Genomic DNA, 17043 nt, shown 5'->3' with positions numbered 1-17043 from the left:
TCCACTACGACCGGGCCTGTCCGGCCCATCGACGTCGCCTCGCTCCAGGTCGACCGCCTGGGTCAGCTCACCGCTCCACCCGACCGAGCACGGCGTCGCACCTCGACCGCACGGCGGACGTGCTGCGCGACCTGATCCGCTTCGGGCACGCCGAGCGCGGTCTCCGCCAAGGGCTCACGGACGACGCTCTGGCCGCCGTCGATGCGTCCGCCGACGCCTTCCTCGCGGCCGTGCGCCGGTGGAGGGACGACGACGCGTACTGACCTCGGCGGTTCCCACGGCCTACCGTGGCCCGGTGCGCGGACCGCTGACGGACGACGAGGTCGAGGATCTCTACGCGCGCGCGACGTCACCCGAGAAGCACCGCGCGGCGGCCGAGAAGCTCGAGGCGTGGGCGGCCGAGCCGCACCCCGACGACGCCGTCAATCCCGCTGCGCTGCTGGTGCGCGCCGGCGAGCACCTGACCGCCGCCGGCGACCACGACGGCGCCGTCGTCCTGTTCCGCCGCGCGGTGGCCGCGGGGCAACCCGTGCCGCCCGACGTCCGCTGCTACCTGCACAGCGGGCTGCTCGAGGCGGGCGACGTCGAGGGCGCCCGTGAGCTGGCCGACGAGCTGCGCCGCGAGCGGTCCGCCGACGGCGACGTCCACCTCTTCGTCGGCGAGGCCTACGAGCTGGCCGGCGACCTGCGCCAGGCGCACCGCTGGCTGACCCTGGGCGCCCAGCGGGCGCTCGCCGACGTCGAGGACGGCGACTTCTCCGCCGCCGACGACGCCCCCGGCCTGCTCATGGCGCGCCTGCGGGTGCGGGACGCGCTCGGCCTGCCACTCGACGACTACGACGCGCTGGTGACCTCGGCCCTGCTCGGCGAGCGCGTCGCCCCCGACTGACCGGCCCCGCGCCGGTCGAGAGCCGCCTGTTGCCCCTGGTGCAGGCCGGACGCACGTGCCGGCGGCGGCCCTCCGGACACCCTCCCGTGCGAGCCGCCCGCGCCGATGTCGTTCACTGCGGTTAACGTTTCCGCCAGGTGACACAGGTCACCGTCGTGTTTCCGACCGAGTGACGAGGCAGGCCGATGCTCTACACCGCCTACGAGTTGAACCGCCGAGCAACGGCGCCGGTCCTCCATGCATCCGAGCTCACCGCCCGCGCCCTGCACCTCCTGCCCGGCCCGCTGGGCAAGGCGCCGGCGGTCCGGCACGTGCGCGCGGCCTTCGACATCCTCGCCAAGGCGCGGCCCACGCACGACCGCCCGGCGTTCGGCATCGACTCGGTGACCGTCGGCGACCGCGAGGTCCCGGTCGTCGAGCGCGCGGCGCTGACCACGCCGTTCGGCACCCTGCTGCACTTCGACCGGCCCTCGGTGACCGGCCAGCCGCGCGTGCTCGTCGTCGGCCCGATGTCCGGGCACTTCACCACGCTGGTCCGCCCGACCATCCGCACGCTGCTGACCGACCACGACGTGTACGTCATCGACTGGCACAACGCCCGCAACGTGCCCGCCTCGGAGGGCCCGTTCGGGCTGGACGAGTACATCGAGCACGTCATGACCGCGCTGCGCCACCTCGGCCCGGACACCCACGTCCTGGCCGTGTGCCAGCCCGCCGTCCCGGTGCTCGCCGCCGTCGCGCTCATGGCCGAGGACGGCGACCCCGCCACCCCGGCCAGCCTCACCCTCATGGCCGGCCCGATCGACACCCGGGTCAACCCCAACCGGGTGAACCTGTCCGCCTGCGGCAAGCCGCTGACCTGGTTCGAGCGCCGGCTCATCGACGTCGTCCCGCGCCGGTACAAGGGCGCCGGACGGCGGGTCTACCCCGGCGTCGTGCAGCTGACCGCGTTCATGTCGATGAACCCCAAGCGGCACGTCGACGCCCACCTGCGCATGTACCGCGACCTGGCCGCCGGCAACACGGCAGCGGCCGCGACCACCCGCGCCTTCTACGACGAGTACGGCGCGGTCATGGACGTGCCGGCGGAGTTCTACCTGGAGACCGTCGGCCGCATCTTCCAGCAGCACGAGCTGGCCACCGGGCGCTTCACCTGGCGGGGACGGCGGGTCGACCCGGGCGCCATCCGCGACACCGCGCTGCTCACCGTCGAGGGCGCCAAGGACGACATCTGCTCCCCCGGCCAGACCGAGGCCGCCCACCGGCTGTGCACCGGCATCCCGGCCGAGCGCAAGCGCCACCACCTGCAGAACGGCGTCGGCCACTACGGCGTGTTCAGCGGCTCCCGCTGGGACACCGAGATCTACCCCGTCGTCCGCTCGTTCATCGAGTCCGTGCGCACCGTCGAGCGGACCGCATCCTCCGGCTGACCGCCCGTGGCCGGGCCGCCGCAGCGGCGGCCCGGCTCGGGACGCCGAGTCAGCTTCCGATCACCCAGCGTGCCCAACAGCTCCTCGTGACGCGGGACAGTGCCGGAAGACCCCGGTGCCCTCCTCGGGGGCGACGCTAGCGTCGCCGCCTGCCGAGGACCCGGGGAGGGGCGATGACGATCGAGCTGGTGCCGCTGTGCACGATGCACATCACCGTGAGGCCGCCGCTCGAGGTGGGGACGGGGCCGACCGGGACGCGACTGCTTTTCGAGCAGGAGAGCGTCAAGTTCGAGGGGGAGCGCTTCAGCGGCGAGCTGGCCGGGGCCGCCTCCGGAGACTGGCTGCTCGTCGGACCCGAGGGCACGGCCACCCTCGACGTCCGAGCGACCGTCCGCACCCACGACGGAGCCCTGGTCCTCTGCCAGTACCACGGGCGGATGGACGTGTCCGACGGCATGGACCTGCCGAAGACCATCTACGCCGCCCCGCGCTTCGAGACCGGCGACGAGCGCTACGCCTGGCTCAACCGGGTCCAGGCCGTGGGCAAGGGGATCGTCCACGAGGACCTGACCATCGACTACGAGTGGTACGAGGTGCGCTGAGCAGACCGGCCCGGAGTCGATACACCGATCACCGGCCCGTCCGCTGCCCCGGCGCCGCCGGCCTGTGCACGGCGCAGCGGCCTGTGGACGACGGCGGTCCGGCCCCCCGGCGCTGCCACGGTGGGCCGCGTGCCCACTCCCGCCCTCGCCGAGGTCCCCGTCCGCTCACCGCTCGCGCTGACCCGCCGGTGCGCCACCGTGCTCGACCCCCCGGTGTTCGACCGCCGCAGCCCGTGGCTCACCCGGTTCGGCGCGGACGGCCGGCACCTCCCGCTGGTGATGCCACGACCTGCATCTCGTCGTCGTGGAGGAGGACGGCGACCGGCGCGCCTGCGGCCAGCCGTGAGCCGGGCCCCTCGTCGGCGGTGTCTCCTCAGACCCCCGTCGGGACGCGGTCGGCCGGGCGGCGGCGGCCGGCCAGCAGGCGGCCGAGCGGGCCGGTGTCCCACGGCCGCATGCCCTCCGGCGCCACCTCGGCCGGCGCGTGCGCCATCGCCGCGGCCCGCTCGGCGGCGCGGACGGCCGCCTCGCGCTCGATCCGCGCCGCCGCCTCGGCGGCCTCGCGGCGGGCGACGATGGCCGACTTCTGCCGGTCGATCCGCTCCTGTTCGGCCATGACGAGCATCTCCTCGCGCGCCGCGGCGACGGCCAGCCGCGACTCCCGCTGCATCGCCTCGATCTGCACGTCGCCGGAGTCCCGCAGCGCGGTCAGCTCGTCGTAGGCCGAGCGGGGGCCGAAGTTCAGCAGCAGCTTCATCAGCACCGGCAGGATCTCGATGCTCATGAACAGCAGCGACAGCATCACCTGGGCGAGGGCCAGCGTGGTGTTGCGGTCGCCGAGCCGGTCGAGGGCCTCCATCCGGGCGAGGATCCCGTCGGCGTCCTCGTTGGTGGCGTCGAACGCCGTCTGCAGCCGGGTCTGCTCGGCGGTCAGCCGGGCCAGCTCCGCGCGGTCGGTCTCCAGCGACGCGGCGGCCAGCCCGGCCGCGCGCCCCTCGGCCGCGGAGGCGGCCGCCGTGGTGGCGTCCAGCGCCGACTTCGCCGCGGCCACGACGCCGGCCTGCGCGTCGGCGGCGGCCCGCGCCTCGACGTAGGCCTGGCCGGTACCGGCGTCCCCGGTGCCGCAGGTGCCGTCCAGCTCGCACTGCGCCCGGGCCTCCAGCTCCCGCTGGGTGGCCAGCGCCGCGTCGTAGGCCTGCTGGGCCGCCGTCGCGTCGCCCTGCACGGCCGCCAGCTGCGGGTCGGCGACCCCGCCGGAGGCCACGATCGACTCCTGCAGCGCCACCTCCTCGCGCAGCTGCGGCAGCCCGGCGAACCGCGCGTCGGTCTCCAGCGTCTCCCGGTAGGCGTCGGCGTCCTCGGCCTGCATGGCCTTGACCTCGGTGTCGATCTCGGCGGAGAACACCTGCAGGGTGAGGGGCGTCGCGATGACCGCGCCCAGGATGAGCGCCAGGCCGATCCGCGGGACGGCGAGCACCAGGTTGCGCTTGAGGGAGGCGTCGTGCGCCATCCCGACCAGCAGCATCCGGTCGAGGTTGACCACGACCGCGCCCCAGCCCAGGCCGACCAGCAGGGCCAGCGGCCACCACACGCCCAGGGCCATCGCCACCGCGAACGCCATGGACACCACGGCCAGCCCGCCGGTGCTGAGCAGGACCCCGCCCAGCGCCACGAAGCGCGGCCGCGCCCCGGGCGCCGCCTCCAGCACGTCGGGGCGCGCCCCTCCGAGCACCGCCAGCCCGTCACCGATCCGTCGCTGCACAGCCGCCATCGAGCACACTCCCCGACGACGGGGGTAGAGATCAGTCCGTCGTCTCCCCTGCGTCATCGGCAGGGCGACGGCGCGGGGGCACGGTGCGGCTGGTCACCACCGAGTTGCCGCACCACCCGTCACAGCGGACGCTCGGCGTCTGCCCACCCCGGAGCCGTGATGCCCCGCGTCCGCCGCACCGCCGCGGTCCTCGCCGTCGTGCTCGCCGCCGCCGCGTGCACCGGCGGCGGGGACGACGACTCGCCCCTCCCCCGCAGCGGCCCGGACGGCGGTCCCGCGCTGCTGGGTGCGGTCGACCTCGACGCCGCCGTCGACGGCGACGTCCGGCTGCTCGACCTGGCCCCCGACCCCGGCGGCACCCCGGTGGCCCTGCTGGTGGACGACGGCACGCGCGGCTGGCTGGTCGAGGTCGGCCCCGGGGACGACGGCCCGACGGCGACCACGCTGCTGGAGGTGCCCGCCGTCGGGGACGACGCCGAGCTGAGCGTCCTCCCCGACGGCTCGTTCCTCGTGGCGGGCACCGGCCCGACCACCGGCTACCAGCTGCTCACCGTCCCGCCCGACGGGCCGGCGAAGGTCACCGCCCTCGGCCAGCGTCCCGACCGCGCGACCACGGCGCTGTCCCCGGACGGGCGCACGCTCTACGCCGCGCTCACCCTCACCGCGCCCGGGCCGGCCCAGCTGCTCGCCGTCGACCTCGCCGCGGGCGTCGTCCGGACCGCCGCGCCCGTCGTCCCCGCCGGGACCGTCACCGCGCTCACCTCCCGACCGGACGGCACCCTGGCCGCGCTGGTCGAGACCGGCGAGGGGCGTGCGCTGCTCGCCGGGTACGACGCCAACCTGCGGCCGGTCGGCGAGCCGATCGACCTGGCCCCCGACGCCCCGGTCGGCGTGCCGGCCGACCTGGACGTGACCGCCGACGGCACCGTCGTGGCCACCGCCTACGTCAGCGCGGGCCGCGAGACGGGGCGGCTGGTCACCGTGGTGGACGGCGAGGTGACCGGCTCGGTGGACCTCGAGGGGGTGGGTGACTCAGCGCTGGACGTCCTCGTGTCCCCCGACGGAGGCACCGCGCTCGTGCCGCAGGCCGACCTGCTGTTCCCCGCCGAGCTGGTCGTCGTCGACCTGACCAGCGGCGAGCGCGCGGCCACGGTGTCCCTGTGCGGCGGGGCCGGCGTGCTGGGCGACGTCGCGGCGGTCGGTGCGGACGGCGGCCTGGTGGTCACGGGGTCGTGCATCGACGGCGACGGCCCGCAGGCCACCGCGTTCCTGGTCGGCTGACGGCGGTCGCCCGCTGGACCGGAACCCCCTCTTGTGTTGATCATGGGACTGTGCCCGGTCGCCACAGCGTGTCGGAGCGTGTCGCGAGCAACAAGACCATGATCAACATCGGGTCCGGGAGTGGACGCTCGCGGTCGCGGTCGCCTGATCGGGTCCGCTGTCCCCAGGCGTGCCCTCGCGCGGGGGCCGATCTGGCTATCGTGCTCGCCGTGCGTGATCAACTGCGGACGGCAGCGGCTGTGGCTCTGGTGGGGACGGCACTGTTGTCCGGGTGCTCGGAGCGCCAGGAGGCCAGCGCGACCCTGCCCCCGGCGAGCGCGGCACCCCCGACGAGCGCCGCCGCCCTGCCACCGCTCGGGCCGCCGGACCTCCCCATGCCCGACGAGGCCCGCGCACAGACCCCGGAGGGCGCTCAGGCGTTCGTGCGCTACTACATCGACCTGATCAACCGCACGTCGACCGTCATGGACGCCGCGCCGCTGCGCGAGTTCAGCGACGGGTGCCGCGACTGCAACCGCATCGCGACCAATGTGGAAGAGCACGCTGCCCTGGGCCACGACTATCAAGGCGGCCAGGTCGTCATCGGCAATGTTCTGGCTCCGGTGATGGGGGATGGGGAGGCCTCAGTCCCGCTCTATGTCGGCCAGACGCCACTGGTCGTCCGAGACGGGTCTGGGACCGTGCTGTCGGACGAATCGTCGGATGAGATACCCGAGATGTACGCCGGCATTGGTCTCCGGTGGGACGACACCCGCCAGACGTGGCTCATGCAGGACTTCACAGTCGGATGAGCCGATTGCCGTACTACGCGACCGTGGTCCTGAACGCTTTCGTGGTGGCGTGGGTATTCGCTTCGCCGGCGTCCGCTGCTGGCGGCGGCTGCAGCAACACCCTGTGTCCCGAGGTGGGTGCTGCACCAAGTGCCCTCACCGCGTCCTACGTCAGCGGGTCCAGTGGTGGTGGGTGGACTGCGTCTAGCAGCGCCCCGGCCGACCAGCCCTGGACCTACCGGCTGACCAAGCCGTGCGCCATCAGCGACCAGGAAGCCGGCGCCTGTGGTGCCGCCGACTTCCGCGAGTGCCCCGCGCCGCCCGACCGGGTGGTCGAGGACTTCGTCGTCGAGCAGCGCCGGCTCGTCCTGCCCGGCGACCGCACCGTGGACGGCTTCCCGACGGGCGGTCAGCCTCCTGGCACACCCGTTGGGCAGTGGGACACCCTCTTGCGGGCCTGCATCGACATCACTGCGCTGAACCCGCCGCCGAGCCCCGACGAGGTGTACCGCTACTTCCGCACCCTCCCGCTACCCGAGCTGCCCACCCGCCAGCAGCCGCCCGGCGACGGCCTGTCCGGGCTGCCCGTCGTGTTCCACACCGACGGCCCGACCACGCAGACCTTCGACCTGGACATCCGCGGCTTCGACGTCGACATCGTCGCCACCGCGAGCAGCTTCACCTGGCACACCGGCGACGGCACTGACCTGGTGAGCTCCGACCCCGGCGCGCCCTGGCCGGACCACAGCGTCAGCCACGACTACCGCAGCGGCACCTACACGTCCTCGCTCACCACCACCTGGACCGGCACCTACACCGTCGACGGAGGCGCGCCGGCCGACGTCCCGGGCACGACCACCACCGACGGCCCACCGGTCACCTTCGACGTCCTGGAGGCCAGACCCGTCCTCGTCAACCCCTACGACTGACCGCTCTGCCGGCGCGATCCACGCCTTGCCGGCGGGATCGGGCCCGCAGAGCTCGGAGACCGCCGGCAGAGCGGGCCCGCACGGTCACGGCCGCCACCCCGGGTCGCGGCCGGTGAGGCCGAGCAGCCGGTGCAGCGGCGGGGCGCCGTCCGACACGGGCACCGGCGGGCCGAACAGCCCCGGCACGGGCCCCTGGGCGGCGGCCTCGGCGGCGAACCCCGTGCACGCCGCCACCGACCCCGGGTCCGCCGCATACTCCTGACCGGTGGCCACGGCGAGGTCCCAGCCGTGCACCAGCACCTCGTCCAGCGCCACGGCCGCGGCCACCGGCGCCGGCATCGTCACGCCACCCGCCTCCGCGGTCCCCTCCCACGCCGACGGGCGCCGCCACGCCACGACCAGCCCGTCGAGCTCCGCGGGGATCCGGGTGCGCCAGTCCGGCGGCAGGCCGTCGGGCGACAGGGACGCCTGCCCGGCCATGGGCGTCTTCTCCCCAGCCGCCCGGAACGCGGCCGCGAGCCCCGCCAGGTGCGCGAGCAACCCCGCCACCGGGGTGCCCGCGCAGGGCGTCGGGTCGCCGAGCTGGTCGTCCCGGACGCCCGCCACCACGCGGGCCACCTCGGCCGCCTGCGGATCCAGGTCGAACTCCACCGTCTCCATGCAGGGCAGACCGGCCGGCGGCCCCGGACTCACCGGCGTGTCCGTGCGTGTCGGCCTGGCAGCACCTGCCGAAGCGGACGCCCAGGTTCCAGGATGTCGCTGCGTGCTCATCGGGTGACGCACCGGTCACAGTGATCACTCGCTCACCTCACCCGGGAGAACCCATGCGCCGCACCGCCGCCGGTGTCCTCGTCACCGCCCTCCTCACCCTCGGGACCGCCGGCACCGCGCACGCCGCGATCGACCGCGACTGCCCCGACTTCACCACCCGGGCCGACGCCCAGGCCGCCCTCGAGGCCGCCCCCGGCGACCCCGAGCGGCTGGACGCCGACGGCGACGGCCTCGCCTGCGAGGACCACGTCTACGCGGCCGCGCCGGCCACCGGCACCACCACGGGCACCCAGGTGACCACCCGTCCGGCCGGCGCCGTGGCTGCCGGGGACGGCAGCGCCGCCGAGGACGGCAGCGTGCTGCCCGTCGTCCTCGGCGGTGTCGCGCTGGCCGCCGCCGGTGGCGCGGCCGTCGCCGCCCGCCGCAGCCCGCGCACCTCCGGCTGACCGGCGGGCCGTGCCGCGACGCCCGCTCCCCGCCCGCCCCTGCCCGCACCCGGCCGGGGCGGGCGGAGCCGTGCCCGGCACCGGCACGCTGGCCATCCGGCTGCGCGGGAGCGCCGACGGCGCGGTCCGCATCGTCGGCGCCTACCCGCCACCGCCGCCTCCGCCGGCCCCCGCGGACGTCGAGGCACTGCTCGCCCGCCCGCCCCGCGTCACCCGCTACGGCCGGCACCGGCAGCGCACGCCCCGCGCCGTCCTCGCCTGGTCCGCGGCCTCCGTCCTCCTCGCCGCCGTCGGCACCGGCGTCCTCGCGCTCGGCCCCGCCGCCGACCCGGTGCACCGGGTCGCCGCCGCCCCCGTCGAGCTGCCCGCCGAGCCCCCGGCGCCCGTGGCCGCCGCACCGGTCGCCGCCGTCCGCCAGCTGCCGGCGAGCCCGCCGACGGCCGTCCGCATCCCCGCCCTCGGGGTCACCTCCGCCGTCATGGAGCTGGGCCTGCGCCGGGACGGCTCGATGCAGGTCCCGCCGGGCGCCTACCCGGTCGGCTGGTACGACCGCAGCCCCACCCCCGGGCGGCTGGGACCCGCCGTGCTAGCCGGGCACGTCGACTGGGAGGGCGAGCCCGGGGCGTTCGCCGGCCTGACCGAGCTGCTGCCCGGCGACACGGTCGAGGTCGACCGCGCCGACGGCAGCACCGCCGTCTTCGCCGTCGACCGGGTCGAGGAGCACCCCAAGGACGCCTTCCCCAGCGAGGCCGTCTACGGCGACCTCGACCACGCCGGGCTGCGGCTGATCACCTGCGGCGGCGCCTTCGACGAGGACACCGGCGACTACGCGGACAACGTCGTCGTCTTCGCGCACCTCACCGGCTGACGCCCCGGATCTCACGCTGCGCCGCCGTACCATGACGGTTCGCGTCCACCAGGGAGAGCACCGACCCATGCCGCACGTGCCGCCGGACCGCTGGCCCGCCGCCCGATCCCGCCGGAGCCGCGGCCGCACCTCCTCCGACCGGTACGACGACGGCCGGCCGGCCCAGGACGACGGCCCGGTCCTCTCCCGCCCGGTCCAGGAGCCGTGGCACGACGGCGCCCACGGATACGGCGCCCCGCCGGGGGAGCAGCGGTGGAACCGGTTCCGCCGCCCCGGCGCCGGGCGGTCCGACCGCGACGAGCGGCGCCCCGAGGCCGACCGGCCGTCCCGCTCGCGCCGCACGCTGGGCCGGCGGGTGGCCAGGGTGCTCGCCGTCGGCCTCGTCGCCCAGGCGCTGGTGATGGTCTCCCTGCGCTGGGTGGACCCGCCGACGACCGCCTTCATGGCGGCCAACCCAGCCGGCGCCATCCAGCAGTCGGTGCCCGTCGAGCACGTCTCCCGCAACTTCCTCGCCGCCGTCATCGCCCACGAGGACGCCGAGCTGCCCTACCGCGCCGGCGCGGTCAGCTGGGAGGCCATGTGGGACCGCGCCCAGGCGCACCTCGCCGGCCGGGAGGACCCGTCGGGCTCGACGATCCCGCAGCAGGTCGCCAAGAACCTGTTCCTCAACCAGGAGATGAGCGCCTGGCGCAAGGCGCTGGAGGCCGGGCTCGCCGCCGAGCTGGCCCTGGTCGTCGACGACCGCCGGATGCTCGAGCTCTACGTCAACCACGCCCAGTTCGGCCCGGCGCTCTACGGCGTCTGCGCCGCCAGCTGGTACTACTTCGACACCCCGCCGCAGGAGCTGCCGGTCGACCAGGCCGTCCAGCTGGTCGGGCTGCTGCCCTCCCCGGGCCACGTGCAGCGGGCGCCCGGCGGCGGGCTGGACTTCGACGTCGCCGACGGCAAGGGATGGCTGTCCCGGTCGCACGTGGTCAACGCGCAGAACCGGGTGCCGCGGCACATCGAGCGGCTCGGCTTCCAGCCGGTCGAGGACGCCGGGATCACGGGGCTGGCTTCCGAGCAGCCGGCCTCGGGCGACGACTGCTCGACCCGGCCCGACGCGGTCACCGAGCTCATCGCCGCGGAGGGCACCGCGTAGCGGGACCTCCCGGGGCGGGGGCCCGCCGGAGGGACGCCGGACGTCCGGGCTCAGTTGTCGTTGCTGAGGTCGCCGGAGTCGTCCCCCCTCGCGGGCACGTCGGGCGTGACGTCGTCCTCGGGCTGCTCCGGGTCGGTGTCGTCGTCGTCGATGCCGCCGGTGTCGCGGTCGATGCCGTCCGCGTCCCCCTCGCCGCCGTCGACGCGGTCGGCGTCCCCGGCGCTGTCGGCCTCCTCGCCCGGCACCGCGTCACCCGCGGGGTCCCCCGCGGAGCTGTCGCTGCAGCCGGTCAGCCCCAGGCCCACCGCGAGCACCGTCCCGGTCAGCCACCGTCGCGTCCTGCGCATCCCACGTCCTCCTGTGCTCGAACCGCTCCCCACCGGCTGCCCGCGCAGCCGGTGGGCATGCGGGACGGCGGCCGATGACACCGGTTCGTCATCTGCGACCGCCCGCACGGCTCACAGCGGGCGGACGGCGGCGGTCACCGAGCGGGAGCCGCCGCTCCAGGTGGGCAGCAGCGCCATCTTGACCCCCGGCCCGCCGGTGACCACGACCCGGACGTCGTCGGCGCAGCCGGCCACCCGCAGGTCGCCCGCCGCGTAGGCCGGCACGTCCGCGCGGAAGGCCACGGACGGCGCCCACGCCCGCAGCAGCGCGCTGCCCTCCGCGAACAGGTGCCCGGCGATCCGGTCGGCGCCCCAGCCCTGCTCGCCGCACAGCGCGGCCAGCTCCGGCGGCAGCAGCAGGAACTGCTCGCCGCGGCCGGCCCGCCCCGGGTCCCCGGCCGCGAGCGCCAGCCCCGCCATCGCCGCCGCGGCCGGGCCCAGCACGGACGGCGGCTCGCGGTACCCCTCCCCCGGCAGCACCTCGACCGGCCCGCCCACCCCGGCCACGGTCACCGCGTCGACGTCCACCCCGAGCCCGCGGCGCTGGGCCAGCGAGGGCAGCGGCCGGGCCGCCTCCGCCGTGCAGCACGTGTACTTCGCGGGCGAGCCGATCGTCGCCATGTCGGTCAGCCCGGCCCGCGCGCCACCGGCCCCGGCCAGCGCCAGCGACACCGCGCGGCCGACCGCGGCGTTGACCGCGGTGCCGGTGCCCAGCCCGCCCGCGCCCGAGGTCATGCCGATCCGGCGGGCGACCGGCCCGTGCACCAGCACACCGACCGCCGGCGCCCCGGTCGTCGTCGCCAGGCCGAGCAGGTTGACCTCCGGCCGCAGCGCCGCCCGGCAGGCCGCGACGACCACCGGCAGCGCCGCGGCCGGGCACCCCGCGAGCACCGCGTACCAGGCCACCCCGCGCACGGTGAGCTCGCCGAACAGCGGCGGCACCGGGCCCAGGACGGCGTCCGGGCCGGCGACGCCGGCCAGCACCGCCGCCAGGCGGGCGGCGGTCGGCGGCACCACCGGCAGCCCGTCGCCGTGCCCCGCGGCCAGCAGGTCGGCCGTCACCGCGGCGGGGTCGGCGTCGGCGGCGACCAGCGGGAGGTCAGCCACCGGGCACGGCGCGCGACACCGCGGCGGTGGCCCCGAACGACGGGACCCACGCCGAGTGCTTCCCCGCTCCGCCGGCCACCAGCACGTGCAGCATCTCCGGGCCGGTGCTGACCGGATAGGCGTCGCCGTCGGGCAGCACCCCCCAGTCGGCGAACTGCCGCTGGTTGGCCTCCGACACGTGCGACACCGGGATCCGCGCCCGCTCCCACAGCGTGTCGCGCACCGCCTCGGCGGTCCAGCCGTCGCGGGCGAACGTGGCCGCGTGCTCCGGGCCGAGCACCAGGAAGTGCGGGCCCCGCACGTACACGTTGTTCGACCCGGGCTGGGCCATCACCCCGGCGATGGTGAGCAGCAGGTCCTCGGCCGTCGTCGCCCCGTGGTCGTTGACGTTGTGCGGGCCCTCGCAGGCCGCGACCGTCACCACCGACTCCCCCGGCGCGAAGCCGCGGCGCACCGAGAACGGCGGGAACGGGCTGTCCTCCTCGTTCTCGCCGAAGCAGAACGAGTACTTCGCCGGGCCGCCCTGGGTGGCGCGGTCCAGGACGCCGGGCCGCGCGCCGCCGACGTGGGTGGTCACCAGCTGCACCGCCCGGCCGATGACGGCGTTGGCCCGGGTGCCCTGGCCCAGGCAGTTGCCGCCGGAGTTGATGCCCAGCGCGCCGCGCACCGGCCCGTTGACGACCACCATCGGCGCGCACGGGTGGGTGGTGGCCAGCACGCCGTGCAGGTTGTACTCCGGTGCCTGCAGCGCGCGGACGGCGGCGAGCACCACCGGCAGGTCGCCCGGGCGGCAGCCGGCCATGACCGCGTTGGCCGCGAGGCTCTCCCGGGTGGGCACCAGCCCGGACGGCGGCAGCGGCCCCAGCTCCAGGTCGACGCCGTCCAGCGCGGCCAGGGCCGCCTCGACCCGGGCCGGGGTCGGGGCCACCAGTGGCAGCCCGTCGCCCCAGCCGCGGCGGTGCGCCTCCTCCTGCCAGCTCTCCTCGGTCACGCCGGGCAGGTCCAGCACCGCGGTCACGGCCGCCCCCTCGCCTCGTCGGCCATCCGCAGCAGGTCGCCGGCCGCGCCCTCGACCCGGCCGGCCAGCTCGTCCGGGGTCAGGCCGCCGACCGGGTGCGGGACGACGAGCAGCCGCGGGTCCACCCGCCGCGCGCGGGCCTGCGCCTGCACCAGCGGCAGGAACGTCTCGGTCACCACCAGGGGTGCCACGACGCCGCGCCGCTCCAGTTCCACCGAGTCGTGGAGACTCCACGACGAGCAGGAGCCCTAGTCGCCGACCGCCACCAGCACCATCTTGAAGCGCTGGGCCAGCCAGTCGATCTGGTCGGGATCGGCCGCCACCGAGGCGCTCTCCTTGGCCGCGAAGCCCAGCTCGGGCAGCGCCCAGTGCGCCTGCAGCCGCCCGCCCAGGCCGCGCAGCAGCTCGGTGGCGTTCGGCTTGGAGTTGGTGAACAGCGCCACGTCGGTCCAGGCCGCGGTGCTGGCGGCAACGGCGCCGGCACCGGCCGGCTCGGGCCGCACGCCGTGCGTCGGGTCGACGACCCGCAGCGACCCGGCACCGGCGGCGAGCGCCGCGACCGCGGCCTCCCCTGCGGCGCGCCCGTCGGCCTCCGCGGCGGCCAGCGTCTGGTCCGCGCCGGCCCGCGCGTCCCCGGCGACGAGCACGCCGGCCGACGGCACCAGCCGGCCGTCGGCGTCGGCGGCCAGCCCCTCGACCAGGCCCCCGGGACCGCGCCGGCCGACGAACGGGAACACCCCGGCGACGGCCAGCTCCCGCTCCCCGTCGGCGGTGCGGACGGCGACGCCGGACAGCGCGCCCTCCCCGCGCAGTGCGGTCACCGCCGCGCCGGTCAGCACCTCGACCCGCTGCTGCGCCGCCAGCAGCCGGTCCCGCGCCGCCGACCAGCGCGGCTCCCCGGGCACCAGCACGGTCACCGCGGTGGCGTGACCGGCCAGCTCGAGGGCCTCGGTCGCCGTCCACTCGTCGTCGCCGACGACGGCCACCGGGCGGCCGCGGAACAGCGGCCCGTCGCAGGCGGCGCAGGTGGACACCCCGCGCCCGGCCAGCTCCGCCTCCCCGGGCAGCCCCAGCCGCCCGGGCGAGAGCCCGGCCGCGACCACGACGACCCGGGCGGTCACCTCGCCCTCCGACGTCGTCAGCCGCGTCGGCGGGCCCGGCTGCACGCGGGTCACCTCGGCGTACGCGAGGCGCACCCCGGCGCCCTCGGCCGCGGCGGTCAGCGCCGCGGTCAGCTCCGGGCCGGTGCCGCCGGGGTGGTCGTGCAGCGTCGTGAGGTTGACCAGCTGCCCGCCCGGGCCCAGCCGCTCGTAGGCCACCACCCGCAGCCCCGCCCCGGCCGCGACCCGCGCCGCGGTCAGCCCGGCGGCGCCGGCGCCGACGACGGCGACGTCCCAGTCGGCGCTCACGCCGGCCCCCGCGCGATGCTGGGCCACAGCGCATCGGCGCCCTCGGCGGCCAGCCGGCGGCCGAGCTCCCGGCTCCAGTGCCGCTCGCTGCCGAACTCGTCGCGCCACGACCACAGCCGGCGGGTGAGTTGGCCGAGCTCGTACTCCTTGGTCATGCCGATCGCGCCGTGCGCCTGGTGGGTGGCCCGCGCCGCGACCGTCGCCGCCTCGCCGGCCGCCGCCTTGGCCGCCGCGACGTCGTCGAAGGCCGGGTCCGGGCGGGCGTTCAGCGCGGCCACCCGGACGGCGAGGCCGGCCAGCTCGGCCTCCTCGGCGATGGTGACCAGGTGCGCCTGCACCGCCTGGAAGCGGGCGATCGGCCGGCCGAACTGCTGCCGCTCGCCGGTGTAGCGCACGGTCAGCTCGGTGACCCGCGCCAGCGCGCCGGCGATCAGGGCGGCCCGGGCCAGCGCGCCGCGCAGCCGCAGCGCGCCGGGGTCCACGCCGTCCGGCGCGGGGCCCACCGCGTCGGCGGGCAGCTCGACGTCGTCCCACACCAGGGTGTCGCGCGGCTCGGCGGCCAGGTTCCGCCCGGTCGTCACCGTCGCGGCGGCGGTGGGCGCGGAGACGACGACCCGCCGCCCGCCGTCGTCGGCGAACGCCACCACCCGCTCGCTGCGCCCGCCCCACGGCACCCGGGACAGCCGCGCGGAGAACCGCCCGCCGCGCAGCGCGACGGTGTCCCCGGGCGCGCCGACCGCCACCGACACCGGCCCGGCGGGCAGCGGCAGGCCGGCCGCGGCCAGCGCCCAGCCGCCGAGCAGCCCGGTCTCGGCCAGCGGCACGGGGGCGGCGAACCGGCCGGCGACGGCGAGCAGCGCGCAGGCGTCGGCGACGTCCCCGCCGGAGCCGCCGGCCTCCTCGGGCACCGACACCAGCGGGAAGCCGCCCTCGGCCAGCGCCGTCCAGAGCCGCTCGCTCCAGCCGGTGGCCTCCGCGGCGACGACGTCCTCCGGGGTGCACAGGTCCCCGAACAGGCCGGTGGCGACCTCGGTCAGCATCTCCCGGTCCCCGCTCATGCCGTCAGCGCCTTCGCGGCGACCGAGCGCAGCACCTCGTTGGTCCCGCCGCGCAGCGTGTAGGACGGCGAGGTGATGACCGCCTCGGCGAGCAGCGACGCGAACAGTGAGTCCGCGCCCTGGTCCAGCTCGGTCTCGGCGGCGTCCCGGAGCGCGGCGACGAGGTCCTGCTCGAAGCGGGTGCCGACCTCCTTGACCAGCGCCGCCTCCACGACCGGCGCCTGCCCGCGGTCCAGCGCACGGGCCACCGACAGCGACAGGTGCCGGATCGCCCGGGCGCGGGCGGCCAGCCGGCCGAGCACGGCGGCGTCGGCGTCGGTCACCGACGGGCGCTCGCGCAGCCAGGCGCGCAGCACCGGGAAGGTGGACAGCCAGCGGTCGGGTCCGGCGCGCTCGTAGGCCAGCTCGCTGGTCACCTGGGCCCAGCCGCTGCCCAGCTCGCCGAGCACCATGTCGTCGGGCACGAACACGTCCTCCAGGGCCACCTCGTTGAAGTGGTGGCTGCCGTCCAGGTACGGGATGGGCGAGATCCGCACGCCCGGCGCGGCCAGGTCGACGACCAGCTGGGACAGCCCGGCGTGCTTGCGGCCCTCCTCCATCGGCGAGGTCCGGCACAGGACGGCGAAGAAGTGGTTGCGGTGGGCCTCGCTGGTCCACACCTTGGTGCCGGTGACCGTCCAGCCGCCGTCGGCCCGGGTGGCGCGGGTGCGCACCGAGGCCAGGTCGGAGCCGGAGTCGGGCTCGCTCATGCCCAGGGAGAAGTAGAGCTCGCCGGCGGCGATGCCGGGCAGGAACCGCTGCCGCTGCTCCTCGGTGCCGAAGTGCAGCAGCGCCGGGGCGGTCTGCCGGTCGGCGACGAAGTGCGCGCCGATCGGTGCGCCGGCGGCGAGCAGCTCCTCGGCGACGAGGAACCGGTCGACGGCGCTGCGCCCGTGCCCGCCGTAGCGCGGCGGGATGGCCATGCCGACCCAGCCGCGCTTGGCCAGCGTGCGGGAGAACTCCGGGTCGTGCCGGCCGGCGAAGCCCAGTGCGGGGCGGTGCCCGGCGGGCAGCTCGGCGGCGAGGAACTCGCGCACCTCGGCGCGCAGGGCCTCCTCGTCCGGGGTGAGCGCGGTGGGGGCGAACTGCATGGCGTCCCTCCAGGGGGAGCCCCGCCGGGCCGGGTGA

General features: G+C 76.6%; 17 protein-coding genes and 1 pseudogene. 10 read left to right on the top strand and 8 right to left on the bottom strand.

The genetic code is table 11. The features are described from left to right. Positions 1–119: 119 nt before the first annotated feature. The 4 genes from CHB98_RS21750 to CHB98_RS15715 all read left to right on the top strand — a co-directional run bounded on the left by CHB98_RS21750 (position 120) and on the right by CHB98_RS15715 (position 2921). Positions 120–263, top strand: a complete 144-nt coding sequence (locus tag CHB98_RS21750) for a hypothetical protein (protein ID WP_179224562.1) — start codon at positions 120–122, stop codon at positions 261–263. Positions 264–295: 32 nt separating this feature from the next. After that, complete coding sequence (locus CHB98_RS15725) at positions 296–889, top strand: tetratricopeptide repeat protein (RefSeq protein ID WP_089306549.1); 594 nt, start codon at positions 296–298, stop codon at positions 887–889. Between the two features lie 185 nt (positions 890–1074). Continuing rightward, entirely contained in the window at positions 1075–2319 is a 1245-nt protein-coding gene (locus CHB98_RS15720; RefSeq protein WP_089306548.1) for a polyhydroxyalkanoate depolymerase, read from the top strand. 173 nt (positions 2320–2492) lie between these two features. Continuing rightward, positions 2493–2921: a DUF3237 domain-containing protein gene (locus tag CHB98_RS15715; protein ID WP_089306547.1), complete on the top strand. Its 429-nt coding sequence runs from the start codon at positions 2493–2495 to the stop codon at positions 2919–2921. Between the two features lie 373 nt (positions 2922–3294). Here CHB98_RS15715 and CHB98_RS15710 read toward each other — a convergent pair whose 3' ends face one another. Further along, positions 3295–4692, bottom strand: a complete 1398-nt coding sequence (locus tag CHB98_RS15710) for a DUF4407 domain-containing protein (protein ID WP_089306710.1) — start codon at positions 4690–4692, stop codon at positions 3295–3297. Positions 4693–4851: 159 nt separating this feature from the next. Here CHB98_RS15710 and CHB98_RS21745 point away from each other — a divergent pair, with 159 nt between their 5' ends. The 3 genes from CHB98_RS21745 to CHB98_RS15695 all read left to right on the top strand — a co-directional run bounded on the left by CHB98_RS21745 (position 4852) and on the right by CHB98_RS15695 (position 7672). Beyond that, positions 4852–5973 (top strand): TolB-like translocation protein, encoded by a 1122-nt coding sequence (locus CHB98_RS21745; protein ID WP_089306546.1) that lies wholly within the window; start codon positions 4852–4854, stop codon positions 5971–5973. A gap of 209 nt (positions 5974–6182) precedes the next feature. Beyond that, complete coding sequence (locus tag CHB98_RS15700; RefSeq protein WP_143425108.1) at positions 6183–6764, top strand: DUF6318 family protein; 582 nt, start codon at positions 6183–6185, stop codon at positions 6762–6764. 113 nt (positions 6765–6877) lie between these two features. Further along, complete coding sequence (locus CHB98_RS15695) at positions 6878–7672, top strand: hypothetical protein (protein WP_143425107.1); 795 nt, start codon at positions 6878–6880, stop codon at positions 7670–7672. An 84-nt stretch (positions 7673–7756) separates the two neighbouring features. Here the strand turns inward: CHB98_RS15695 and CHB98_RS15690 are convergent, their stop codons facing one another. Continuing rightward, complete coding sequence (locus CHB98_RS15690; RefSeq protein ID WP_245821216.1) at positions 7757–8365, bottom strand: TIGR03086 family metal-binding protein; 609 nt, start codon at positions 8363–8365, stop codon at positions 7757–7759. A 131-nt stretch (positions 8366–8496) separates the two neighbouring features. On the opposite strand from CHB98_RS15690, the gene CHB98_RS15685 reads away from it, so the two are divergent. From CHB98_RS15685 to CHB98_RS15675, 3 genes are all read left to right on the top strand, one after another. Continuing rightward, entirely contained in the window at positions 8497–8889 is a 393-nt protein-coding gene (locus CHB98_RS15685; RefSeq protein WP_089306542.1) for an excalibur calcium-binding domain-containing protein, read from the top strand. Between the two features lie 70 nt (positions 8890–8959). Beyond that, entirely contained in the window at positions 8960–9757 is a 798-nt protein-coding gene (locus CHB98_RS15680; protein WP_245821214.1) for a class F sortase, read from the top strand. 67 nt (positions 9758–9824) lie between these two features. Then, positions 9825–10898, top strand: a complete 1074-nt coding sequence (locus CHB98_RS15675) for a transglycosylase domain-containing protein (protein WP_089306541.1) — start codon at positions 9825–9827, stop codon at positions 10896–10898. Positions 10899–10948: 50 nt separating this feature from the next. On the opposite strand, the gene CHB98_RS15670 is transcribed toward CHB98_RS15675, so the two are convergent. From CHB98_RS15670 to CHB98_RS15640, 6 genes and pseudogenes are all read right to left on the bottom strand, one after another. Further along, positions 10949–11245, bottom strand: a complete 297-nt coding sequence (locus tag CHB98_RS15670) for a hypothetical protein (protein WP_089306540.1) — start codon at positions 11243–11245, stop codon at positions 10949–10951. Positions 11246–11356: 111 nt separating this feature from the next. Continuing rightward, complete coding sequence (locus CHB98_RS15665; protein ID WP_089306539.1) at positions 11357–12391, bottom strand: hypothetical protein; 1035 nt, start codon at positions 12389–12391, stop codon at positions 11357–11359. Further along, on the bottom strand, positions 12384–13409 hold the full coding sequence (locus CHB98_RS15660; RefSeq protein WP_089306538.1) for a hypothetical protein: 1026 nt from the start codon (positions 13407–13409) through the stop codon (positions 12384–12386). Before CHB98_RS15660 ends, CHB98_RS15665 begins: the two co-directional genes overlap by 8 nt. Then, positions 13406–14818 (bottom strand): annotated as a pseudogene (locus CHB98_RS15650) (UGSC family (seleno)protein). Before CHB98_RS15650 ends, CHB98_RS15660 begins: the two are co-directional and overlap by 4 nt. Further along, positions 14815–15876, bottom strand: coding sequence for an acyl-CoA dehydrogenase family protein (locus CHB98_RS15645; protein WP_089306536.1), 1062 nt, complete (start codon positions 15874–15876; stop codon positions 14815–14817). Before CHB98_RS15645 ends, CHB98_RS15650 begins: the two are co-directional and overlap by 4 nt. Further along, the gene (locus CHB98_RS15640; RefSeq protein WP_089306535.1) at positions 15873–17006 is read right to left on the bottom strand and encodes an acyl-CoA dehydrogenase family protein; all 1134 of its coding nucleotides are present in this window, start codon (positions 17004–17006) and stop codon (positions 15873–15875) included. The genes CHB98_RS15645 and CHB98_RS15640 overlap by 4 nt, the downstream gene beginning before the upstream one ends. Positions 17007–17043: the final 37 nt, after the last annotated feature.

Source organism: Geodermatophilus pulveris, assembly GCF_900188375.1.
GTDB classification, from domain to species: Bacteria; Actinomycetota; Actinomycetes; order Mycobacteriales; family Geodermatophilaceae; genus Geodermatophilus; species Geodermatophilus pulveris.
The sequence above is the reverse complement of the archived record's forward strand: the minus strand, read 5'-3'. Positions and strand labels throughout refer to the sequence as shown.

Bases quoted from the DNA above. Each gene is read 5' to 3' on its own strand.
- CHB98_RS21745 (WP_089306546.1), top strand. From the start codon at position 4,852: ATGCCCCGCGTCCGCCGCACCGCCGCGGTCCTCGCCGTCGTGCTCGCC.
- CHB98_RS15640 (WP_089306535.1), bottom strand. From the start codon at position 17,006: ATGCAGTTCGCCCCCACCGCGCTCACCCCGGACGAGGAGGCCCTGCGC.
- CHB98_RS15710 (WP_089306710.1), bottom strand. From the start codon at position 4,692: ATGGCGGCTGTGCAGCGACGGATCGGTGACGGGCTGGCGGTGCTCGGA.
- CHB98_RS15645 (WP_089306536.1), bottom strand. From the start codon at position 15,876: ATGAGCGGGGACCGGGAGATGCTGACCGAGGTCGCCACCGGCCTGTTC.
- CHB98_RS15720 (WP_089306548.1), top strand. From the start codon at position 1,075: ATGCTCTACACCGCCTACGAGTTGAACCGCCGAGCAACGGCGCCGGTC.
- CHB98_RS15670 (WP_089306540.1), bottom strand. From the start codon at position 11,245: ATGCGCAGGACGCGACGGTGGCTGACCGGGACGGTGCTCGCGGTGGGC.
- CHB98_RS15685 (WP_089306542.1), top strand. From the start codon at position 8,497: ATGCGCCGCACCGCCGCCGGTGTCCTCGTCACCGCCCTCCTCACCCTC.
- CHB98_RS15715 (WP_089306547.1), top strand. From the start codon at position 2,493: ATGACGATCGAGCTGGTGCCGCTGTGCACGATGCACATCACCGTGAGG.
- CHB98_RS15675 (WP_089306541.1), top strand. From the start codon at position 9,825: ATGCCGCACGTGCCGCCGGACCGCTGGCCCGCCGCCCGATCCCGCCGG.